Source organism: Arthrobacter sp. Soil_C_49 (assembly GCF_057656635.1).
On the sequence record NZ_JBDGJZ010000003.1, the window covers coordinates 120,040 to 141,615 of the forward strand.

24 protein-coding genes are annotated in these 21,576 nt (G+C 65.7%); 14 read left to right on the forward strand and 10 right to left on the reverse strand.

Translation table 11 applies throughout. The features are described from left to right. Positions 1-6 precede the first annotated feature (6 nt). From AC3A4Z_RS06775 to AC3A4Z_RS06790, 4 genes are all read left to right on the forward strand, one after another. On the forward strand, positions 7-1,104 hold the full coding sequence (locus AC3A4Z_RS06775) for a GtrA family protein (RefSeq protein ID WP_498710872.1): 1,098 nt from the start codon (positions 7-9) through the stop codon (positions 1,102-1,104). A 75-nt stretch (positions 1,105-1,179) separates the two neighbouring features. Next, positions 1,180-1,845, forward strand: a complete 666-nt coding sequence (locus AC3A4Z_RS06780; protein ID WP_498710873.1) for a DUF4956 domain-containing protein — start codon at positions 1,180-1,182, stop codon at positions 1,843-1,845. Then, complete coding sequence (locus tag AC3A4Z_RS06785; protein WP_498710874.1) at positions 1,842-2,627, forward strand: polyphosphate polymerase domain-containing protein; 786 nt, start codon at positions 1,842-1,844, stop codon at positions 2,625-2,627. Before AC3A4Z_RS06780 ends, AC3A4Z_RS06785 begins: the two co-directional genes overlap by 4 nt. Positions 2,628-2,672: 45 nt before the next feature. Then, positions 2,673-4,274 (forward strand): carbohydrate-binding domain-containing protein, encoded by a 1,602-nt coding sequence (locus AC3A4Z_RS06790; protein WP_498710875.1) that lies wholly within the window; start codon positions 2,673-2,675, stop codon positions 4,272-4,274. 200 nt (positions 4,275-4,474) lie between these two features. Here AC3A4Z_RS06790 and AC3A4Z_RS06795 read toward each other — a convergent pair whose 3' ends face one another. The 5 genes from AC3A4Z_RS06795 to AC3A4Z_RS06815 all read right to left on the reverse strand — a co-directional run bounded on the left by AC3A4Z_RS06795 (position 4,475) and on the right by AC3A4Z_RS06815 (position 9,484). Continuing rightward, positions 4,475-5,311: an alpha/beta fold hydrolase gene (locus AC3A4Z_RS06795; RefSeq protein WP_498710876.1), complete on the reverse strand. Its 837-nt coding sequence runs from the start codon at positions 5,309-5,311 to the stop codon at positions 4,475-4,477. A 150-nt stretch (positions 5,312-5,461) separates the two neighbouring features. Next, the gene (locus AC3A4Z_RS06800) at positions 5,462-5,659 is read right to left on the reverse strand and encodes a hypothetical protein (protein WP_498710877.1); all 198 of its coding nucleotides are present in this window, start codon (positions 5,657-5,659) and stop codon (positions 5,462-5,464) included. 257 nt (positions 5,660-5,916) lie between these two features. After that, on the reverse strand, positions 5,917-7,101 hold the full coding sequence (locus AC3A4Z_RS06805; protein ID WP_498710878.1) for a fatty acid desaturase family protein: 1,185 nt from the start codon (positions 7,099-7,101) through the stop codon (positions 5,917-5,919). A gap of 13 nt (positions 7,102-7,114) precedes the next feature. Further along, positions 7,115-8,212, reverse strand: a complete 1,098-nt coding sequence (locus tag AC3A4Z_RS06810) for a 2Fe-2S iron-sulfur cluster-binding protein (protein WP_493972013.1) — start codon at positions 8,210-8,212, stop codon at positions 7,115-7,117. Positions 8,213-8,449: 237 nt separating this feature from the next. Beyond that, positions 8,450-9,484 (reverse strand): LLM class flavin-dependent oxidoreductase, encoded by a 1,035-nt coding sequence (locus AC3A4Z_RS06815; RefSeq protein WP_498710879.1) that lies wholly within the window; start codon positions 9,482-9,484, stop codon positions 8,450-8,452. Positions 9,485-9,671: 187 nt separating this feature from the next. Here AC3A4Z_RS06815 and lhgO point away from each other — a divergent pair, with 187 nt between their 5' ends. Genes lhgO through AC3A4Z_RS06830 form a run of 3 tightly spaced genes read left to right on the forward strand, consistent with a single transcriptional unit; the run spans position 9,672 to position 11,674 of the window. Then, a complete protein-coding gene (lhgO, locus tag AC3A4Z_RS06820; RefSeq protein WP_498710880.1) occupies positions 9,672-10,886 on the forward strand; it encodes an L-2-hydroxyglutarate oxidase in 1,215 nt (404 codons plus the stop codon). 43 nt (positions 10,887-10,929) lie between these two features. Next, positions 10,930-11,334, forward strand: coding sequence for a YidH family protein (locus AC3A4Z_RS06825; protein WP_498710881.1), 405 nt, complete (start codon positions 10,930-10,932; stop codon positions 11,332-11,334). A gap of 4 nt (positions 11,335-11,338) precedes the next feature. Further along, positions 11,339-11,674 (forward strand): DUF202 domain-containing protein, encoded by a 336-nt coding sequence (locus tag AC3A4Z_RS06830; protein ID WP_498710882.1) that lies wholly within the window; start codon positions 11,339-11,341, stop codon positions 11,672-11,674. An 18-nt stretch (positions 11,675-11,692) separates the two neighbouring features. Here AC3A4Z_RS06830 and AC3A4Z_RS06835 read toward each other — a convergent pair whose 3' ends face one another. Beyond that, positions 11,693-12,091 carry a hypothetical protein gene (locus AC3A4Z_RS06835; RefSeq protein ID WP_050053672.1) on the reverse strand — a complete coding sequence of 133 codons (399 nt, stop codon included), beginning with the start codon at positions 12,089-12,091 and terminating at the stop codon, positions 11,693-11,695. A gap of 55 nt (positions 12,092-12,146) precedes the next feature. On the opposite strand from AC3A4Z_RS06835, the gene AC3A4Z_RS06840 reads away from it, so the two are divergent. From AC3A4Z_RS06840 to AC3A4Z_RS06850, 3 genes are all read left to right on the forward strand, one after another. Then, on the forward strand, positions 12,147-12,383 hold the full coding sequence (locus AC3A4Z_RS06840) for a DUF2630 family protein (RefSeq protein ID WP_493972009.1): 237 nt from the start codon (positions 12,147-12,149) through the stop codon (positions 12,381-12,383). A 78-nt stretch (positions 12,384-12,461) separates the two neighbouring features. Further along, positions 12,462-13,256 (forward strand): carbon-nitrogen hydrolase family protein, encoded by a 795-nt coding sequence (locus AC3A4Z_RS06845; RefSeq protein ID WP_498710883.1) that lies wholly within the window; start codon positions 12,462-12,464, stop codon positions 13,254-13,256. Between the two features lie 355 nt (positions 13,257-13,611). After that, positions 13,612-14,967 carry an ammonium transporter gene (locus tag AC3A4Z_RS06850; protein WP_498710884.1) on the forward strand — a complete coding sequence of 452 codons (1,356 nt, stop codon included), beginning with the start codon at positions 13,612-13,614 and terminating at the stop codon, positions 14,965-14,967. Positions 14,968-14,973: 6 nt separating this feature from the next. Here the strand turns inward: AC3A4Z_RS06850 and AC3A4Z_RS06855 are convergent, their stop codons facing one another. Continuing rightward, the gene (locus tag AC3A4Z_RS06855) at positions 14,974-15,609 is read right to left on the reverse strand and encodes a PadR family transcriptional regulator (RefSeq protein WP_498710885.1); all 636 of its coding nucleotides are present in this window, start codon (positions 15,607-15,609) and stop codon (positions 14,974-14,976) included. Between the two features lie 178 nt (positions 15,610-15,787). Here AC3A4Z_RS06855 and AC3A4Z_RS06860 point away from each other — a divergent pair, with 178 nt between their 5' ends. Together AC3A4Z_RS06860 and AC3A4Z_RS06865 are read left to right on the forward strand one after the other, a co-directional pair. Then, complete coding sequence (locus AC3A4Z_RS06860) at positions 15,788-17,965, forward strand: transglycosylase domain-containing protein (protein WP_498711129.1); 2,178 nt, start codon at positions 15,788-15,790, stop codon at positions 17,963-17,965. 24 nt (positions 17,966-17,989) lie between these two features. Further along, entirely contained in the window at positions 17,990-18,565 is a 576-nt protein-coding gene (locus AC3A4Z_RS06865; RefSeq protein WP_498710886.1) for a GNAT family N-acetyltransferase, read from the forward strand. Between the two features lie 15 nt (positions 18,566-18,580). On the opposite strand, the gene AC3A4Z_RS06870 is transcribed toward AC3A4Z_RS06865, so the two are convergent. Next, entirely contained in the window at positions 18,581-19,177 is a 597-nt protein-coding gene (locus AC3A4Z_RS06870; RefSeq protein ID WP_493972058.1) for a DnaJ family domain-containing protein, read from the reverse strand. A gap of 141 nt (positions 19,178-19,318) precedes the next feature. Between AC3A4Z_RS06870 and AC3A4Z_RS06875 the strand changes: the two genes are divergently transcribed. Next, positions 19,319-19,840 (forward strand): PaaI family thioesterase, encoded by a 522-nt coding sequence (locus tag AC3A4Z_RS06875; protein ID WP_498710887.1) that lies wholly within the window; start codon positions 19,319-19,321, stop codon positions 19,838-19,840. 62 nt (positions 19,841-19,902) lie between these two features. On the opposite strand, the gene AC3A4Z_RS06880 is transcribed toward AC3A4Z_RS06875, so the two are convergent. Both AC3A4Z_RS06880 and AC3A4Z_RS06885 read right to left on the reverse strand, forming a co-directional pair. Then, the gene (locus tag AC3A4Z_RS06880) at positions 19,903-20,400 is read right to left on the reverse strand and encodes an SRPBCC family protein (RefSeq protein ID WP_498710888.1); all 498 of its coding nucleotides are present in this window, start codon (positions 20,398-20,400) and stop codon (positions 19,903-19,905) included. A gap of 15 nt (positions 20,401-20,415) precedes the next feature. Next, positions 20,416-20,748 (reverse strand): ArsR/SmtB family transcription factor, encoded by a 333-nt coding sequence (locus AC3A4Z_RS06885; RefSeq protein ID WP_498710889.1) that lies wholly within the window; start codon positions 20,746-20,748, stop codon positions 20,416-20,418. 96 nt (positions 20,749-20,844) lie between these two features. On the opposite strand from AC3A4Z_RS06885, the gene AC3A4Z_RS06890 reads away from it, so the two are divergent. Further along, on the forward strand, positions 20,845-21,576 hold the full coding sequence (locus tag AC3A4Z_RS06890; RefSeq protein WP_498710890.1) for a Type 1 glutamine amidotransferase-like domain-containing protein: 732 nt from the start codon (positions 20,845-20,847) through the stop codon (positions 21,574-21,576).

Sequence of the window (21,576 nt, forward strand, 5' to 3'; positions counted from 1 at the left end):
CCCGCCATGATCATCCTGATCCCGGCCTACGAGCCGGACCAGCAGCTCCCCGCCCTCATCCGCAGCATCCGCAGCGCCGAACCGTCGGTTCCCATCCTCGTGGTGGATGACGGAAGCGGCCCGGACTACCGTCACGTGTTCGACGGCGTCAGGGCACTTGGGTGCCACGTCATCAGTTACGGGCGCAACCGCGGAAAGGGCTTCGCCCTCAAAACCGGCCTCGGCTTCATTGCCGACAACCTTCCCGGCCACGACGTGGTCTGCGCCGACAGCGACGGCCAGCACACGGTGGTGGACATCCTCAGTGTGGCAGCGACTTTGCAGGAAAACAGGGCGGAACACCGCTGGGCCACCATGGTGCTGGGCAGCCGCAGCTTCACCGGCAACGTCCCCGCCCGGAGCAGGCTCGGCAACAGCGCCACCAAGGCGCTGTTCACACTCGCCACCGGTGAACGCATCCCCGATACCCAGACCGGCCTCCGCGGCTACCCCTCCGCCATGATCCCGTGGCTGAGGTCGGTCCGTGGGGACCGTTACGAATACGAGCTGAACCTGCTGCTTGAGGCCCGGAACAGCGGCTACGCCATCCAGTCCGTGGAGATTGCCACCGTCTACCTGGACCACAACTCGGGCTCGCATTTCCGTCCCTTTGCGGATTCCGTGCGCATCTATGCACCGCTCCTGAAGTTCCTTGCCTCCTCGTTTACGGCCTTCCTGCTGGACACCATCCTTTTCCTGCTGCTCACACTGGTCATCGATTCGCTGCTCCTGGCAGTGCTTGGCGCCCGGGCGGTGAGCTCCGTCGTGAACTTCATGGTCAACCGGAACGTGGTCTTCGAACACGGCAGGGACAAGCCGGCCCGTGCCACCGGCCTGCGCTACTTCAGCCTCGCTGCCGTCCTGCTCGCCGCGAATTTCGGGCTGATCTGGCTGCTCGAAGCTTCCGGACTGCCTGCCCTGCCGGCCAAGATCCTCGCGGAAGTCATCCTGCTGGCGGCCAGCTTCGCCGTGCAGCAGCGGTGGCTCTTCGCCGGCAAAACTGCCCGTCAAAGTACCGGCAGCATACCCAGCGAAACACCAGCCCGCACTCATATATCCGGCTAGGTTCCCGCACAGCAGCTGCACAGCTTGGGGCCGGAAAGTAAAGACAAGCCCACCGAATACACCCCGGAGAATCCCATGAACTCACTGATCTTTATCGTCGCCGACCTTGCGGCCATCAGCATCCTGACCTTCGCCCTGTATCTCCGCCGGCACCGCCGCCGCGACCTGGTGGTGTCCTACCTGGGCATGAATGTCGGCGTCCTGGCCGTGGCCACGGCGTTGTCCGGTTCGGCCGCCGGCCTGGGCCTGGGACTGGGCCTCTTCGGCGTCCTGTCCATCATCCGGCTCCGCTCCACCGAGCTTGCCCAGCACGAGGTGGCCTACTACTTCTCGGCACTGGCACTCGGCCTGATCGCCGGACTGGGCATCGAGCCGCTCTGGCTCACGGGTTCGCTGATGGCCCTGATCGTGATGGTGATGTTCGTGGGAGACCACCCGCGCGTCCTGCCTTCCTACCGCCACCAGACCGTCATCCTGGACCGCGCCGTGGCCGAAGACGGCGAGCTCTACGCCCGGCTGGAGGACGTCCTGCACGGCAAGGTCCACTCGGCCACCATCCAGGAACTGGACCTGGTCAACGACAAAACCATCGTTGATGTCCGGTTCGCCTACTCCCCCGCAGCCTTCCCCGCCCAGGTGAGCATCCCGGCCGGCACCTCGGCAACCCACCGGCTCACCCAGCCCGCACACGGACCCGCCGAGCCCGCTGCCATGGTCCATTCCCAGGCCGGTGCCGCATGAGCACCACCGGAACAGACGTCGTCGGCAATCTTCCCTTCCTGCCTCCGGTGGGCCTTGAGGAGCTCAACAGCGAAGCGGCACTCCAGACCCGGGTTGACCGGAAATACGTGGTTCCCGCCGGGCTCGCCCGCCGGCTCTTGGACTCGTTCCGCACGGACGTGCGGGTGCTCGAGATGGACGGTGCCCGCAGCTTCGCCTACGACTCCGTCTACTTCGACACCGCCGCCCTGGACAGCTACCTGCTGGCCGCCCACGGCCGCCGGCGCCGCTACAAGATCCGCACCCGGACCTACATAGACAGCGCAGTGAGCTTCCTGGAGGTCAAGACCGAAGGCGCCCGCGAGGCAACGGTCAAGGAACGCATCCCCTACGAGCTGGCAGACCGCGCCCGCCTGACGCCGGAGGGCCTGGGCTACGTCCGTGAAACGTTGACGGCTTCCGTCGGCGCAATGCCTTCCGGACGGCTCGCGCCAGTGCTCGAAACCAGGTACAACCGCACCACCTTGTTCCTCCCGGAGTCCGGAAGCCGGGCCACGATCGACACCGACGTGACCTGGCAGCGTCCCGGCGGGCGGGCCTGGGTGCTGGACGACGCGGTAATCCTCGAAACCAAGTCAGGCTCCACCGCCGGCCCGCTCGACCGGCACCTCTGGGCCCACGGCGTGCGCCCGTCCAGGATCTCCAAGTTCGCCACCGGAATGGCGGCGCTCTGCCCGGACCTGCCCGCCAACCGCTGGAACCGGACGCTGCGCCGCAGCCTGTCGCTCCGCCCGGCGGCTTAGTCCCACACCCAACAGCTTCCCCACTTTCCCCTAAGGACCCTCGCCATGAAGAACCTCCGCTCTTACCTCTCCGTCGCCGCCCTGGCCACCGCACTCGGGCTCGCCGGCTGCTCCGTTGCCAGCACCCCTCCCACCGGTGTCTCCGCCATCAGCGGCACCTCCTCCGCTGCCAGTTCGGGCACCGCCTCCAGCACCACGCAGGCCGTTTCCCTGGACACCCTGGCCGAGGACACGCATTACGACGCCGACGACCTCACCTGGGACGCCGCCTCCGAAGTAGCCGTGACACTGGCCGACGGCGCCAGCAAAGCCGACGGCACGTCGTCGGACGCAGTAAAGGTCGTCGGCGACACCGTCACCATCACCGCGGCAGGCACCTACCGCCTGAGCGGGTCACTCTCTGACGGCCAGGTGGTGGTGGCCGCAGGCGAAGAGGACGTGGTGCGGATCATCCTCGATGATGCCAGCATCACCAGCTCCACAGGTTCCCCCTTCGTAGTACAGAGCGCCAATGAGGCCATCGTCTACCTCGAGGACGGCAGCACCAACACGCTCACGGACGCGGCCACCTACGCGGACCAGGGGTCGGACGCACCCAATGCAGCCCTTTACTCCATGGCGGACCTGACCCTTGCCGGCAGCGGATCGCTGACCGTGGACGGCAAGTACAACGACGGGATCTCTTCGAAGGACGGCCTGGTCCTCGCCTCCGGCTCCGTGACCGTGGATGCCGCTGATGACGGCATCGTGGGCAAGGACTACGCCGTGCTGCTGGACGGCGCCTACCAGGTGTCCGCGGCCGGCGACGGGTTCAAGTCGGACAACGACGAGGACGAGGGCCGCGGCTGGCTCCTGATCAACGGCGGAACCATCAACGTCAGCGCCGGAGATGACGGCATCAAGGCCTACAACACCCTGACCATCGCGGCCGGCACGGCCACCGTGGAGGAATCGGAAGAAGGCCTCGAGGCCCAGCACATTGTGGTTTCCGGCGGCACCGCAACCGTCACCTCCAACGACGACGGCGTAAACGCCTCGGGCGGCAGCTCCACCTCCACGTCGGGCGGTGGCGGAATGGGGGGCGGCATGGGTGGCGGAAGCATGGAAGTGGGCGATTTCACCGTGGAGGTCACCGGCGGCGTGCTCACCATCAACGCCCAGGGCGACGGCCTTGATTCCAACGGCAACGCCAGCATCTCGGGCGGAACGGTGGTGGTCAACGGCCCCACCAACAACGGAAACGGTGCCCTGGATGTCAACGGCGAGCTGGCCGTGACCGGTGGAACGGTTGCCGCCGCCGGAAGTGCAGGAATGGTGGTCACCCCCAGCGGGTCCTCCACCCAGTCCGGGGTGCAGGTGACACTGGGGTCGTCGGTTCCGGCCGGAACTGTCATCCAGGTTGCCGATTCATCCGGGCACGTCGTGGCCGCGTTCGTCACCACCAAGGCCACCGCCTCGCTGGTGTACTCCTCCGCGGCTATCACCGCCGGCGAGGAATACACGGTGTACACCGGCGGCACGGCAACAGTCAGCGCCGGGCTCGGCGAAGGCTCACTGGACGACGCCGCCAAGCAGGGAACAGTCACCGCAGGCGAGTACACCGCCGAGCAGGGCCCGGACGGCGGAGGCGGCGGCCCGCGCTGGTAACCCCAAACGCTCTCTCACTTAACGTCGCCTTTCACCCAACGCTCCATCACTTAACGTCGCCTTTCACCCAACGCTCTCTCACTTAACGTCGCCTTTCACCCAACGCTCTCTCACTTAACGTCGCCTTTCACCCAACGCTCCATCACTTCCGGCGACGGCGGCCTCCCGCCGTCGCCGGAAGTCTGCGCGTTATGCGCGGGCTACTTGGCGAGGAAGCGCAGCAGTGCTTCGTTGACCTCAGCCGCGTGGGTCAGCAGAAGGCCGTGCGGGGCGCCCTCGATCTCCACGTATTCGGCGTCGGGCAGGGCCTTGGCGAACAGGCGTCCGGTCGAGTCGATGGGGAGGATGTTGTCCGCGGTGCCATGGAGGATCAGTGCCGGAACGTCGATCTTCGGGATGTCCCCGCGAAAGTCCGTGATCCACGTGGCCTGTGCCGCAACGGAGGCCGTGGCACCGGCGTTGGATGCGGTGTTCCAGCTGGCGTTGACAGCCTCCTGGCTGAGGCGGGGCGTGCCGAGGAACGTGTCGCTGTTGTAGAAGTTCTTGAAAAACTCGGTGAAGAAGGCAAACCGGTCTGCGGTCACAGCCTCTTTCAAGCCGTCGAAGACGTCCTGCGGGACACCGTCCGGGTTCTCATCGGTCTTCAACAGGAACGGTTCCAGGGAACCCAGGAATGCGGCCTTTGCAACCCGGGCAGATCCGTAATTGCCCAGGTACCGGGCCACTTCACCGGTGCCCATGGAGAAGCCAACCAGCACGGCGTCATTCAGGTCCAAAGCAGTCAGGAGGGTGTTGAGGTCCGCGGCGAAGGTGTCGTAATCGTAGCCCTCAGTGGTCTTGCTCGATTTCCCGAAGCCGCGCCGGTCGTAGGTGATCACGCGGTAGCCGGCATCCAGCAGGGCGGTGGTCTGCTTCTCCCAGGAGGCGCCGTCCAGTGGGTAGCCATGGATCAGCACGACGGGCTGCCCCGAGCCGTGGTCCTCGTAGTAGAGCTCGGTATCAGTGCTGTTTTCAGTTCCAACGGTGATGAAGGCCATCGCGGCGGTCCTTTCGAGACTGTGGGATCGGTGCGGGCGAAAAAGCTGCCTGGCCCGCGCAATTCCCACTCTAGGCGCACAGCACCCGGATCAGACGCACAGCTCCCACTTCCGGCGTCGAGCTCCTACCCAGTGCTCCGCCGTGCCGCTCTACTGGGATGGCTGCGGCAACTCGCAGGTTATTTTGGGGTTGACGCCCATGTAATTCAGCGGGCCCGCGGCAATGGTGATTGCTACAGTGCCGGCCTGGGCACAGTTCCCCGGTGCTGCGCCGAAGTAGCCGCGCTGCCAGGCAGCCACGCCGCCGATGATCAGCCAGATGACGATAAGTACTCCGACAATCCGCATGATTCCTCCATTGGCCGGGCGGCTGTGGGATCAATTATGCGCGGTGGACCGCGGAAAGTGAGAGACCGTTCGCGGAAACGCCGCGTTATATGAGAGAGCGTTTGCGGAAACGCCGCGTTAAGTGAGAGAGCGTTTAAGGAAACGCCGCGTTAAGTGAGAGAGCGTCTGATCCGGCGGGGAAATGACGGCACCTCCGGCCCCGGGGTGGTTCCCGGGGCCGGAGGTGCAGTCAGTGCTTTTAGGTAGGGCGGTTGAGCCTAGGCCCGTGCAGCCTTACCCGGGAGGGCCAGTTTAAAGATTTTGCCCCAGGTTGATCCAACCTGCTTCAGCAGCGGCCCGGTGGTGTACTTCAAGCCGTAGCGCTGGCAGATTTCCCGGACCTTGGGCGCCACCTCTGCATACCGGTTGGACGGCAGGTCGGGGAACAGGTGGTGCTCAATCTGGTGCGACAAATTGCCTGTCATGATGTGCATGAACTTTGACCCGGAGATGTTGGCGGAGCCGATCATCTGGCGGATGTACCAGTCGCCGCGGGTTTCGCCTTCCGCCATTTCCTCCGTGAAGGTGTCGGTGCCTTCAGGGAAGTGGCCGCAGAAGATGACTGCGTGGGCCCAGACGTTCCGTACCGCGTTGGCCGTCAGGGTTCCATAGAGCGCCTGCTTGCCCGAGCCTGTCAGCATCGCGACTGCGGGGGTTGCGGCGTAGTCCTTGGTGAACTGGGTGACAACCTTTTTGCCGAGGGCCTTGAGGTCCTTGAGCAGCGCTTCCTTGGACTTCGTGCCTTCCTTGAACTCCGTGAGCTCAAGGTCGTAGATGGCGATGCCCCACTCGAAGAGGGGCGCCAGGATGGCGTTGAACAGCGGGTTGGCCAGGTTGATGGGCTTCCACGGCTGCTGTTCGTCCATCCGCAGGAGGTTGTATCCGACGTCGTTGTCCTTGCCCACCACGTTGGTCCAGCGGTGGTGGAGGTCGTTGTGGGTGTGCTGCCAGGAGCGCGACGGCGTGACGAAGTCCCACTCCCAGGTGGTGGAGTGGATGTCAGGGTCCCGCATCCAGTCCCACTGGCCGTGCAGGACGTTGTGCCCGATCTCCATGTTTTCCAGGATCTTGGCCAGGCTCAGCAGGGTGGTGCCGGTGACCCACGCGGCCTTGTTCTTGCTGACCAGCAGGGCGGCCCGGCCGGAGATCTCCAGGCCGCGCTGGATCTTGATCACGCGGCGGATGTACGCGGCATCTTCCGCTCCGCGCTTGGCCAGGATCTCGTCACGGATGGCATCAAGTTCGCGCCCGAGTTCGGCCACCTGCTCGTCACTGAGGTGGGCGGCCGCGGGCGGGCGGACCGTGGGGCTGCCGGATTCGGCAAGCTTTCCGGGACGCGTCCGTGAGCCCCCGGCGGAGCTGCCGCCGGTGGGTGTGGCCTTGCTGGGTGAAATTACAGACATACCGTGGTGCTCCTCAGATTTCGAGGTTGACGGGTCCGGCGGCTGCCGAGACACACGTTTGGATCAGTTGGCCGGGTTCGCCGTGGACTTCCCCGGTGCGGAGGTCACGCACCTGCCCGGACAGGAGTGGAGTGAGGCAGCTGTGGCAGATACCCATGCGGCAGCCGCTGGGCATCAGCACCCCGGCGTCCTCCCCGATGTCCAGGATGGGGGTGTCGCCGTCGGCCTGGACTTCCCGGTCCGAGGCTTCGAAGGTGACCAGGCCGCCGTCGAACCCGACACCGCCGGCGAAGGTGGTGTTGAAGCGTTCGATCATCAGGTTGCCGGCGCTGCCGGCCACTGCCACGTCGGAGCCGGGCGCTGCTGTGGTCAGCGCTGCGCGCTTCCACAGTGCCTCGGCGTCGTCCAGGAAGCTGTCCGGGCCGCAGGCGTAGGCGGCGCGTTCCTTCCAGTCCGGGCAGATCTCGTCCAGCTGGGCGGTGTTGGTCAGGTCCATCCGGCCCTGTTCGCCGGTGAACCAGTGCGCGAGGCGGAAGTTGGGGAACTGGTCCGCGAGCTCGGCGAGTTCCTCCCGGAAGAGGCTGTCGCCGGGGGTGCGGGCTGAGTGCACCAGGACGACGTCGGCATCCGGGCGCCGTGGAACAAGGGTGCGGATCATGGACATCACCGGAGTGATGCCGCTGCCCGCAGTGACCATGAGCAGGGGGCGGGGGTGCTCGGGAAGCACGAAATCACCCTGCGGGGGTGCGAGGAAAAGGACGTCACCGGGTTTCGTGGTGCGGACCAGCGTGCCGGAGACTGCCCCGACGTCGGTGACCGTGATGGCGGGGTCCTTGCCTGCGGGGGCGCTGAGCGAGTAGGACCGCCAGTGGCGGACGCCGTCGAGTTCGACGCCGATGCGTGCCCATTGGCCTGCAAGGTGTGAGTGCCAGCCGCGGCCGGGCCGGAAAAAAATGGTTGCCGACTGCGCGGTCTCCTGGACCACCCGGGTGACCACGCCGCGAAGCTGCCGCGCGGAGTAGACGGGGTTGAACAGCGCGAGGATGTCTTCCGGCGCCAAGGGCGTAGTAAGCACCGAGGCCGCCTGGGCCAGCTGACGTAGCCGGATCATGGGATAAAGCCTAAAACGGCGCGGGCCATATTTCTCTCTTTCCGTCATATGACCGTTCCGCAGTCACGCTGTAGTGGGGGCGCTAAGCCCCCAAAGCCGCACTATAAGAGTAACGGCTGCGGTATGCGGAAGGTTCCCCCGAACTTCAGTAAGCATGCTTATTATACCTCGGATGCGGATCCGCGGACTGATGTTTACCCAGGGGGGACGGCGGCGGCGCTGCCGGCGCTTATCGTGTCAGGATCGGGCCGCCTTCCAGCCGAGGGCGGGGACAATGTGGCGGACCACGTTGCCCAGCAGCTTGGCGTTGAAATCGACGCCGAGCTGGTTGGGCACGGTGAGGAGCAGGGTGTCAGCGGCCCGCACTGCGGTATCGGCAGCGAGCTCTTCGGCCAGGACGTCAGGAGCCCCCACGTAGCTCTTTCCGAACCGGGCGGTCAACCCGTCGATGATCCCCACCTGGTCGCGGCTGTCCCGCAAAGCACTGCCGGCGAAGTAACGCTGGTCCTCCTCGTCGGCGATGGGAAGCACACTGCGGCTCACCGAGACCCGGGGTGCGTGCTGATGGCCTGCTGCCGCCCAGGCGTCCCGGAACAGCTGGATCTGTTCGGCCTGGAGTTCGTGGAAGGGAACGCCGGTATCCTCGGTCAGCAAGGTGGAACTCATGAGGTTCATCCCCATCTCCGCAGCCCAGACCGCGGTCTTCCGGCTGCCCGCGCCCCACCAGATGCGTTCGGCGAGCCCCGGCGACTGCGGCTGAACGGGCAGCAGGCCGGTAGCACCCCCGGCGTAGCGGGGGTCCGCTTCGGCCACGCCGGCACCGGTGATGGCCTTCCGGAACAGCGCGGTGTGCCGCCGGGCCATGTCAGCGTCGGTCTCCCCCGGTTCCGGGCGGTAGCCGAATGCCGCTGCACCTTGCCGCGCCGGCTCGGGTGAACCACGGCTGATGCCCAGTTGCAGCCTGCCGCCGCTGATGAGGTCCGCTGCCGCCGCTTCTTCGGCCATGTACAGGGGATTTTCGTACCGCATGTCGATCACACCGGTGCCGATTTCGATCCGGCTGGTGCGGGCGCCAATGGCGGACAGGAGCGGGAACGGCGATGCCTGCTGGCGGGCGAAGTGGTGGACCCGGAAAAACGCTCCGTCCACTCCCAGCTCTTCCGCGGCGACGGCAAGGTCAATGGCCTGGAGGAGGGCGTCCGCCGCCGTCCGGGTCTGTGAACCCTGGCCAGGGCCCCAGTGGCCGAATGAAAGGAATCCGATGCGCTCCATGACTCCCGTAACCGCCGTGGGGCGCAGGGAATTCCCTGCAGCTCTTCTGCCGCCGGTTCCGCTAAGCGCCACGCGGTGCGGTGGGCATGGCAATAATCGAGTACCGCTTACGCTGGGCGGGACGCCGGTTGTGTTGCAGAATCGCAGGAACTGCCGCCCCCCCTTCGCGGCCGGCAAACGTGAGCAGATGGGCGGACCTGTGGAGCATGCGGACTACTGCATTATTGGCGGCGGCATCGTAGGGCTGGCCACCGCCTACCAGTTGCTGTGCAAGGAGCCCGGGGCCTCACTGATCCTGCTGGAGGCGGCGGATACACTCGGCGCGCACCAGACCGGCCACAACAGCGGGGTGATCCACTCCGGCATCTACTATGCCCCGGACAGCCTCAAAGCCCGCTTCAGCAAGGCCGGCGCGCAACAGACAAAGGAGTTCTGCGGGGAGCACGGCATCCCGTTCCAGGAGCCGGGCAAGCTGCTCGTGGCCACCACTGCCCTGGAACAGGGACGGCTGGACCAGCTGGAGGTGCGGGCCGGCATCCACGGCCTGGAGTGCGAGCGGCTTGACCAGCCGGAGCTGCGGCGGCGGGAGCCGAACGTCTCCGGGCTCGCCGCGCTGTTCATTCCGAGCACGGGCATTGTTGACTACACGGCAGTGGCCCGGAAGCTGGCCGCGCTCATCACTGCTGCAGGCGGACAGGTCATCACCGGGGCAAGGGTCACCGCCATCACCGAATACAGGGACAGGGTTGAGGTCAGCACCTCCGGAAGCCGCTACAGCTGCGGCAAACTGGTGGCCTGCGCCGGGCTGCAGTCGGACCGGCTGGCGGAGCTCGCGGGCGTGGACATCGACGTGCAGGTCATTCCCTTCCGCGGCGAGTACTTTGAGCTCCCGGCAGATAAATCCAGCTACGTGCGGCACCTGATCTACCCGGTACCGGATCCCGCCCTGCCCTTCCTGGGCGTCCACCTCACCCCCACCGTGGCCGGCACCATCACGGTGGGGCCGAACGCCGTGCTGGGCCTGTCCCGCGAGGGATACCCCAAGTTCTCGGTGGACCTCAGGGATGTAGGCCGGTACCTGAGGTTCCCCGGACTCTGGCATGTGGCCCGGGAACATGCCCGTACCGCTGTCCGGGAGGTCCGGAACTCCTTGTTCAAGGGCAGCTACCTGCAGGAATGCCGGAAATACGCGCCGGGCCTCACCAAGGAGGACCTCCTGCCGTACGAGGCGGGGATCCGGGCGCAGGCGGTCCGGCGCGACGGTACGCTCATCCACGATTTTCTCCTGGCCGAGACGCCCCGGATGATCCACGTCCTGAACGCACCCTCGCCCGCCGCCACGGCCGCGCTGCCCATCGGCGACCACCTGGCGTCAAAGGCTGTGCTGCTGCGCACCGCCTAGCCTGCGGGCCCACAGGCCACAGGCCGGTGGCTAGACTGGCACCGTGACCAACAGCGACCAGCCCGCCAATGCCGGGAACCCGCCGTCGCGCGGGAAAATCGCTGAGCGGCTGCTTCCCGGCGGCGAGGAACCGGACCCGCGGTTCACCCTTGCGAACGAGCGTACGTTCCTGGCGTGGATCCGGACGTCGCTTGCACTGCTGGCCGGCGGCATCGCCATCGAGGCGTTCACGGCCGATCTTTTCCTGGAGCCCGTACGGAAGGGCCTCGCGGTGGTCTTGCTCCTGCTGGGAATGCTGCTCAGCGCAGGCTCTGCCGTGCGGTGGCTGCGCGTGGAGCGCAGCATGCGCAACAAGGCCCCGCTGCCCCTGCCGCTCATCGTGCCGCTGCTGGCCGGGGCAGGCGCGGTGGCGGCCGCCGTCGTACTCATCTTTATACTCTGGCGCTGACCCTATGGACGCGTCCCGCCCTGCCGGCAGCCACGGCGACCCCGGCCTGCAGCCGGAGCGGACCACCCTCGCCTGGGGCAGGACCGTACTGGCGCTGGTGACGGTCAGCGCCATCTTCCTGCGCTGGCTCCCCCGGCACGGCCTGCCCATCCTTTTGCTGTTCGCGGTTTCGGCAGCCGCCGCGCTCGCTATCTACGCGACGCAGCGGCGCCGCTACAGGGCCAGGTCCCGCGGCCTTTCGAGGGAAAAGCTCGACGCCGACATCACCGCAGTGCTGTGGACCGCTTTTGCGGGGGTTGCGCTGGGGGGCCTGGGCATCGCCGTGGTCCTCGCGTGGTAGCACCCGCGGTTCAGGCCCCTAGAACATGGGAAGGACAAAACCGGCGAGCAGGGCAACGGCACCGATCGCGGTGAGGCAACGGCCCAGCACCGCAGCGGTCCTGGCGGGCTCTTCCGGCACTGCCGTCTGCCACTGGGTGGGCCGCTTGGGGTGGTAGTAGATGGGGAGGGTATCGCCCACGGCCATGTCCTTGATGTCATGCGGCGACATGGGCGCGTGGTGCACCTGGTACTTGCGGTCGAACCAGCGGAAGCCCACGCCAGTGGTGTCCGAATACACCACAGCTTCGGCCACATCCCACGGGTGCACAAAGCGGCGCAGGAAGCCCGTGTAGAAGAGCAGGCCCAGCCCCGCGGGCAGGCACAACCAGGTGAGCATTTCCAGGATCGGACCTGCCATATCAAGCACAGTGGGCATGAATTTGATGGTACAGGCGTACGCTGAGGGAAACGTTCCTGCGGAAGGGGTAGACATGAACGACGAAGATCTTTTGGCCCGCATCCAGGCCCTGGTGGAGGAGGAACACACCCTCCGCGAGGGATCCGGCGACGGCCAGGCACCGGACCAGGCCCGGCTCCGGCAGGTTGAAGAACGGCTGGACCAGTGCTGGGACCTGCTCCGCCAGCGCCGGGCCAAAGCGGAGTCCGGCGAGAACCCCAACGACGCCGAAGCCCGGCCAGTCAGCGAAGTCGAGGGCTACAAGCAGTAGGCCGTATCTGTTCCCCTCACCTCTGGCGGTATCGTTGCGCCAGAGGCGTCCCGGCATGCGAACAGAACGGAGCTACCCTTGCGTCTAGCAATCGCCCAGATCATCAGCAGCGCAGACACTGCAGCCAACCTGGAACTGATCCGGGAGTACGCCACCGAGGCGAAAGCAGCCGGGGCGGAACTGGTGGTGTTCCCCGAGGCTGCCATGCGCTCCTTCGGCCACTCCCTGAAGGACATCGCGGAACCACTCACTGGCCCCTGGGCTGAGAAGGTCCGGGCAATTGCCGGTGAACTGGGCATCGCCATCGTGGCCGGGATGTTCACCCCCGGGAACGACGGCCGCGTCCGCAACACCCTGCTGGTCACCGGCCCCGGCGTGGACACGTCCTACAACAAAGTGCACCTCTTCGACGCCTTCGGCTTCCAGGAGTCCAGGACGGTGGACGCGGGAACGGACCCGGTGACCTTTGAGGTCAACGGCACGGTGTTTGGCCTGGCCACCTGTTATGACGTCCGCTTTCCCGCCCTGTTCACGGCCAACGCCCGTGCGGGGGCAAAGGTGAACATCGTCTGCGCCTCTTGGGGAGCCGGCGAAGGCAAGGCGGAACAGTGGGACCTCCTGGTGCGGGCGCGGGCCCTGGACAGCACCACTTTCGTGGTGGCCTGCGGCCAGGGTGACCCCGAAACCATCGGTGCCGGCCCCGCGGGCACGGCTCCCACGGGCATCGGCCACAGCGCCGTCATCACTCCCCTGGGCTCGGCGGTGGTTGCGCTGGGCGGCAAGCCGGAACTCGCCGTCGTGGACATCGATCCCGCGGTGGTGGACGACGTCCGCGCCAAGCTCCCCGTGCTGGCGAACGCCCGGCAGTTCTGAGCCCCTTCGGGGGCATTTTCTGCGCGCCGAGGGTGAGTCTCTGTTCACGGCCCTGAAATCTCCACAGATTTTTGCGTACGACGGCGGTACCTCACCTTGCATCGCTTCGGCCCGCCTGACTCCCCGCGGTCGTCCTGCTCATTGAGGCCCCGCTCCGTCCTGCGTCGATGGCGGCTGTTTACATTGCTGAAACATTGCCGACACGACGACTTCACATAAGAGCCTTTTCTGTAACGCGCGCGCAACTTTCGCGCGCGTTTCCCGAAACACAAACCGCGAAAGATGGACTGCGGGGGAAATGCGAGGGCCTGGAAAAGCGCCCCGCTTCGAGGCGCAATTGCGAAGGGACCTTCAGGTGGAGATTTCTGCCCAACATGTCTGGCTGATGATTTCGGCCGCGATGGTACTGCTGATGACGCCCGGGCTCGGCCTCTTCTACGGCGGCATGACGCGGGCAAAGGCAGCCCTGAACATGATCATGATGAGCTTCATCTCCGCCGGGATTGTCGGCGTGATCTGGGTTCTCTGGGGCTACTCCATGACCACCGGCGACGGCGTGCTCGGCATCTTCGGCAATCCTTTCGCCAACTTCGGCCTGCAAAACCTGATGGGCTCCCCAGACCTGATCAAGGCCGGCTACAGCGCCACGTTCGCGATCATCACGGTTGCCCTGATCAGCGGTGCCATCGCTGACCGCGCCAAATTCGGCGCCTGGGCTCTGTTTGTCCCCATCTGGATCACGGTGGTCTACTGCCCGCTCGCCTACATGATCTGGGGCGGTGGACTGATGAGTGCCGGCGGAGCCGTCAGCGCTGTTTTTGGCCAGGTGATCGACTTTGCCGGCGGCGCAGTAGTGGAAATCAGCTCCGGCACCGCAGCCCTGGTCCTTGCCGTGATCGTCGGCCAGCGCCACGGTTTCGCCAAGGACCCGAACCACCGCCCGCACAACATCCCCTTCATCATGCTGGGCGCCGCCATCCTATGGTTTGGCTGGTTCGGCTTCAACGGCGGCGCGGCCACTTCCGCGGAACAGGCCGGCCTGATCTGGATCAACACCCTGGTAACCCCCGCTGCCGCCATGCTCAGCTGGCTGGTCACGGAGAAGGTCCGCCACGGACACCCCACTTCGCTCGGCGCCGCATCCGGTGTGGTGGCCGGCCTGGTTGCCATCACCCCGTCCTGCGCCAACATTAGCCCGGTGGCCGCGATCGGCCTGGGCCTGGTTGCCGGTGCCGCCTGCGCCATCTTCGTGGACCTCAAGTACCGCTTTGGCCTGGACGACTCCCTTGACGTAGTGGGCGTCCACCTGGGCGCCGGGCTCATCGGCACCCTGGCGCTTGGCTTCATCGCCCTCCCGGTGGACGGCCAGGGCGGCGGGCTGTTCTACGGCGGCGGCGTCCAGCAGCTCATTGCCCAGACCGTGGCCGTGGTCATCACGCTGCTGCTCTCCGGGCTCGGTACCTTGATTATTGGCCGGGCCATCAACAAGACCATCGGCTTCCGGGTCAGCCGCGAGGCGGAGACCGCAGGTGTGGACCTGGCCGAGCACGCTGAGAGCGCGTATGCCTTCGGGGAGATCGGCGGAGGCTTCCGCCCGCTGAACCACACCGTTCCGCACCCCGCGGCAGCAACGCACGCTCCGACCGAAGCTGTTTCCGGTGCCGGCGAAACCGTGCCCCAGCGCCAGGCCAAGGAAGACTCCTTCGCCTGAGCCCCGTCAGTCCGCCAGGATCTTGTAGAGCGCGCGGCGGGTCTCGTCCAGCTTCTCGATTGCAGCAGCCCGCTGTTCCTGGGTGACCCCGCTCCGGAACTGGTGGATGGCGGCCATCAGCTTCCCGATGCTCTGGTGGAAGTCCCGGTCCGGGCTTTCAGGCCCGGCGTTCCAGGCGTTCGCCAATTCCTCAGCGTGTTCTTCCACCCAGGCCCTTCCGGTATCCGTGAGCGAGAACTCCGTCCCGCGGCCTTCGCTGAGCGGCGTGATGAGTTCCTCGTCGACCAGCTGCTGCAGCGTGGGGTAGATCGATCCGGGACTTGGCCGCCAGGCGCCGTCGGTCTTTTCCGCTATGGCCTTGATCAAGCCGTAACCATTCGAGGGTGATTCGGCCAGGAGCGAGAGGATGGCGGAGCGGACGTCGCCCCTGCTGGCCCTGCGCGGGCCACGGCCAAAACCGGGCCCGAAGCCGGGGCCAAAGCCTGGTCCGGGGCCGCCCAAACCGGGGCCGAATCCCCCGCCAAAGCCGGGCCCGACGCCCCCGCCCCGGTGCCCGTGTGGTCCGCGCCTTCCACGGCCGCGTTCAAACCTGTCCCTGCCGTGCTGCCGGCCGGGGAAATTCTCTTCTGAAGTGCCTTTCATCGTGGCATCTTCCTTTCATGTTCTAATTGTCACCGCTTCTTCGGCGATAGTTAACGATATGTCGCTAACTATCGCCGAGTCAATAGAAGACTTCATCAAATCATGACCTTCCATCCTCTGGATCACGCGCCGGGCCGGACGTAGTCTTGTGGCACTCTTCAAGCTCGAGGGCTGGAAAATGGCGAAGAAAAAGAAGCGCAGGCGCCGTGGCGGTTCTGCCCTGGGAAGGATCCTGGGATTCTTCGCGGCGAGTGTGATGTGCGGTGTGCTGGCCGCCAGCCTGGTGGTCCCGGCAGTCGCGGCGGCCGGATTCGGAGTCAGCACCTCCATCGGGTTTTTCGACAGCCTGCCGGAGGAACTGACGGTCCAGCCGCCGTCGCAATCCACCAAAGTCCTCACCTCCGATGGCCAGCCCATTGCCACCTTCTATGCCGAGAACCGCGTCCGGATCCCGCTGGACCAGATGTCGCCGTACATCAAAGACGCTGTCATTGCCATCGAGGACAGCCGGTTCTACGAACACGCCGGCCTCGATCCGCAAGGGATCCTTCGGGCGGTGGTGGCCAATCTGACCAAGGGCGACCAGCAGGGCGCGTCCACCATCACCCAGCAATACGTCACCAACGTGATCAATGAGGCGAGGCTGTCCCAGGACAGGCCGGACGAGGTGATCCTGAGCGGGCAAAAAGACATCGGCGACAAACTGCGGGAGATGAAGCTCGCCGTCGCGCTGGAGAAAAAATACACCAAGGACCAGATCCTTGAGGGCTACCTGAACATCGTGTTTTTCAACAGTGACGCCTACGGCGTGGAATCAGCAGCCCGGTACTTCTTCAGCACCACGGCAAAGGACCTGAACCTTCCCCAGTCCGCGCTCCTGGCGGGTCTCGTCAACAGCCCCACGTTCTACAATCCGGCAATCAACCCGGAGAACTCACTGACCCGCCGCAACCAAGTGCTCGACGAGATGCTCCGGCTCGAGAAGATCAACCAGCAAGAGCATGATGAGGCCGTCGCCGCACCCATAGAGCTGAAGGTGAGCCCGGCGCGGCAGGGCTGCGCCAACGCCTCCATGGCGCCCTATTTCTGCGACTACATCTCACACCTCATCCTGAACAATCCGGCGTTCGGGCCCAACCAGACTGAACGGGAGCGGAAGCTCTACCGGGGCGGGCTCACCATCACCACCACCCTGGACAGCAGGCTGCAGGCGGCAGCCCAGGCACAGGTGGACGGAACGGCAGGGGCCAACCCGGACCGCTGGGGCGCGGCCCTGGTGAGCATCCAGCCCGGAACCGGCAAGATCCTGGCGATGGCGCAGAACACTGTCTTCCTGCCCGAACCGGGCAAGTTCGACACACAGTTGAACTTCAACGTGGACTCCAAAGACCCCCAGGGCAACGACCTGAACGGTGCCGGCGGGTTCCAGACCGGGTCCACCATGAAGCCTTTCACTTTCGCTGAGTGGCTGAATGAGGGCAAGACCATCACCGCCGAAGTTGACGCGTCGAAGCGGGTCTACCCTTTGGGATTCCCGTGGCGCTCCAGCTGCGGGAAGGTATTGGGCGCCTACAGCACCGCGCAGAACAATCCTGAGCTGGGCGCGGCAGATGACCTGCAGAACGCGGAAGAAGGCTTCTACCGGAAGATGCCCGTCAATTACGGACTGTACAACTCCATCAACACCGCCACTTTTGCATCGGCTACCCAACTGGACTTCTGCGGGATCCAGAAGATGGTGGATGCAGTGGGCCTCCATAGCGGCCTGGACGGCAGTCCCATCAACATGCACCAACTGGGCAACCTGCTGGGGGCCACCGGTGTTGCGCCCCTGCACATGGCCAATGCCTTTGCAACCTTCGCCAACGACGGCCGCTACTGCAACCCCATCGCGCTGCTGGAAATCACCGATGCCAGCGGCGGCAAGCTGCCGGCGCAGTCCACCGAATGCCGGGACGCGGTCAAACCCGATGTGGCCCGCGGGGTCAACAATGTGCTGCAGGATGTCCTGAAGAAGGGCTCGGGCGTCTGGATCAACCCGAAGGTGCACGACAAAGTTCCCACGGCAGCCAAAACAGGAACGTCGAACAACAATGGGTCCACCTGGGTGGTGGGTTACACCTCCGGACTCTCAACCGCCTCCTTCTTCGGCGACGCACTGGAAGGCCAAAAACGGTCCGGCCAGAACGTCACTATCAACGGGACCTTCTACCCCCGGCTTGACGGCTTCATGATCGCCGGTCCGCAGTGGGCGAACTACATGGTGAACGTGGCTCCGCTCTACCCCGCGGCACCATTCCCGGGGCCTCCGCCGGCCATGATGGGCCCGAATCCTTCCCCGACACCCAGCCGCTAACCCCGGTCCCGCCAAAGTGGCAGGATGGGCGGGGTGAAGAGCCTCGAAACGGAGCGGCTGGTTCTCCGCCCATGGGAACCGGAGGACGCCGGCTTCGTGCTGGACCTTTACTCCCGCTGGGAGGTGCAGCGCTTCATCGGCAACCATCCACAAGTGATGAGGGAGCGTGCCGAAGCCGAGGAACGGATCCGCGTGTGGCAGGCCATGGACCACCCGCTCCACGGCGCCTGGGCTGTCCAGCTGAAAGAGGCAGCCCATCGCAGGAATACAACGCCACTGGCCGGGACCCTGCTCCTCAAGTCCATTCCGGCGTCGGGTGAGGAGCTCCCGCTGCAGCCCTCGGGCGATACGGAGATCGGCTGGCACTTCCACCCGGGCCACTGGGGGCACGGTTACGCCACGGAAGCGGCCGCCGCCGTTCTTGCCTCCGCGCTCGACGGCGGACTGGAGAGAGTGGTAGCGGTGACGGCACCGGCGAACACGGCATCGCAGGGGGTGTGCCTGCGCATCGGGATGACCCACCTTGGACAGACCAACAGGTACTACAACGCCACGTGCGAGCTCTTCGAGGCAGGGCCGGACCAGCTGCACCCGGACTAGCTGCACTCAATACAACTAGCCCGCACCCTTCCAGAGCCGCTGCCACCACGAGCGCGGTGGTTCGGGTTCAGGCAGCGGAGCCTGCTCGGCCCGGGCAGCGCGCCGCTCCCGCCACCGCTGCACCTCTTCCTGCACCTCCCGCGTCTTGGTGATCACGGGCGGGCCACCCTGGAGCTGGCGCCGGGCGTCGATGACGCGGCGGTTGAAGTCGGCCAGGATATCCCGTACCTGCTGTTCGGTGTACTGCGCGTCGAGCTTGGCGTCCAGTTCCGCGTCCTCGGTCCGGAGCAGAATGGCGGCCGGCCCCAGCCCGCTGATGTTTTCGCGCTGGATGAGTCCCTTGACCCACCAGTCGGGGTCGTAAGACTCCCCCAGCCCCGGAATCGGCTTGCCCGCATACTTGAGGTTGTCGAATTTGCCCTGCGCCATCGCGTCCCGCACCAGATACTCAGCACGGGCGGCGTCGCTGACCTTCTTGCGCTTCTCCCGCTCCTGGGCATCGAGGGCATCGAGGGCGGCTTCCTCCTCGGCGCTGATGCCGGCACCCCGGTAGGACCGGACCTCAGCGGCGCGTTCCAGGCGCTTCCGGAAATTCCCTGCCCCGCCGCTCATTGCTGCCACCGCCCCACGTCGAAATGATGCTTACTTCCAGTATTCAGAAGGTTCCGGCCCGCTTCAACGCAAGGCGCAGCAATCCAATGGCAGACCCGAGGATAAGCTGTTCGGGCGGGGCCAGTCGAGGAGGAGTTGCCCATGGATGCCCAGGAATCTGCGGAGCGGACGAAAACTTTCAGGTGGGTGGATCCCCGCGTGGGGCTTGAACATCTGCCGCGCCTCTCCGGGTTCGACTTCCTCTGCGGGATGCGGGACGGGACCATCCCCCGGCCACCCATGGCGTCGTTGATGAACCTGGCCCTTACCGCGGTGGAACCGGGCCGGGTGGAGTTTGAATGCCGGCCGGGCGAGGCCCACTACAACCCGCTCGGGGTGGTGCATGGCGGGCTGGCGTGTACGCTCCTCGACACTGTGGTGGGGTGCGCCGCCCATAGCACGTTGCCCCTGGGGTTCGGCTATACCTCCATCGATCTTTCAGTCAGTTATCTGCGCCCCATCACGCTGAAGCACACAGTCCTGACGGCGGAGGGCACCGTGGTGAAGCAGGGGCAGCGCGTCGTCTTTGCAGAGGGCCGGATTGCCGGGCCGGACGGGGAGCTGCTGGCCACCGCCACCAGTTCCCTGCTGGTTTTTGCCGCCGGTTCCCGCGAGGCCAAGTAGCGTACGACGGCGGGAGGTCCGCCGTCGTACGTTTTTCCTTGGGTACGGGGAGGCTCAGCCGGTCAGGCGTTCGCGTGTTCTGCGAGGATGGCATCGATCTGGCCCACGGCCTCCCGCATGCCCTCCTCCATGCCCATCTGGACCATCTGTTCCATTTGTTCCTCCGATTCGAAGGTGGAAACGATGGTCATCCTGGTCCGTCCGCCGGTCTCCTCGAGCGTCACCGTGGCGTGGGTGGTGCCCAAGGACTCGACGGGTGCGCCGTTTTCGTCCGCGAAACCGTCGTCAAACTCCAGCTTGCGGGGAGCTTCGATGGCGGTGAAGCGCCACCAGCCGCCGGCCTTTTCACCCTCCGGGCCGGTCATGTAGTAACCGGCTTTGCCGCCGGACTCGAAATCGAACCGCTCGAAGGTGGCCGGCCAGGTGGGCGGCCCCCACCAGCGCTCCAGCTGGCGCGGATCTTCCCAGAGCTGCCAGACGCGCTCGACTCCGGCGTCGAACTCGGCGACGAGAATGAAGCTGAGCGCCTCAAGATTCTTGGTGGAACTGATAACCGACATTGCAGAACCCTTTCCTTATCCTTCAGCCAGAATGTCAGCGATCCGGCCCACACGCTGCCGCCAGATCGCCTCATACTCATCGAGCAGCCGGCGGGCCTTCTGCAGCCCTTCGTGGTTTCCCCGCACAATCTGCTCCCTTCCGCGTTTCTCCTTGGTAACCAGGGAGGCGCGCTCCAACACCGCCACGTGCTTTTGGACGGCGGCGAAGCTCATTTCGTAAAGGCCAGCAAGGCCGGAGACCGAATACTCGCCCACCGTCACCCGGCGGACGATGTCCCGGCGGGTGGAATCAGCGAGCGCCTGGAAGAGGCGGTCAAGTTCAGTTTCGCGGAGCTGATTTACAACCATTTGGTTGTACGATAGTCCTGCCCGTCGCAGGAGTCAATGCGTTCCGCTGGCTCTATTTCCCTGGACGGCCGGCGGCGGCAATGTATCTTGAAGCCCATGGGCATCTTCCTCGCCGGGGCCGGTCCGGACTATGACGCGTTTCCCGAAGTGTTCGAGCACTTTGTCCAGGCTCTCCCCCGCCGGCAAGGGGATGTGAGGCCGGCCCGGGTTGCGCTCGTGGTCCACTTCCGCGCCGGGAATCCGGAAGAGGTCATCGCCGACTACGTCCGGCCGCTGAAAAAACTGATTTCCTGTGAGGTGGTCCCGGTCCTGCTGCGCGCCGGAAAGCCGGGGGATCCTGCCGCGTTCGGCCACGCTGACGGCATCGTGGTGGGCGGCGGGCTCACTCCGGCTTACCTTGAGGGGCTTCGCCCCTGTGCGGGCGCCATCACTGCGAGGGTGGCCGAAGGCGCGCCGTACCTTGGGTTCTCGGCCGGCGCCATGATCGCTCCCGCGCGGGGCATTATGGGTGGCTACCGCATTAACAGCGTCGAAGTGTGCGGCGACGAGTGTTCGGAGGACCTCGACGAAGTGGACGTCCGCGACGGGTTGGGACTCGTCCCCTTCGCCGTAGACGTCCACGCCGCCCAAGCCGGGACCCTCAGCAGGGCCGTTGGCGCGGTGGCGGCAGGACTGGTGGACCGGGCCGTCGCGGTGGACGAGAACACGGCGGTGTTCCTGCCCGACGGCGGCGTCGCGGACTTCGAGGTGATAGGCGGCGGCAACTGCTGGGATATCCGCAGGACCGGCGCCGGCTGCAGCGTCTCCGTCCGGCAGGCCAGCACCTGA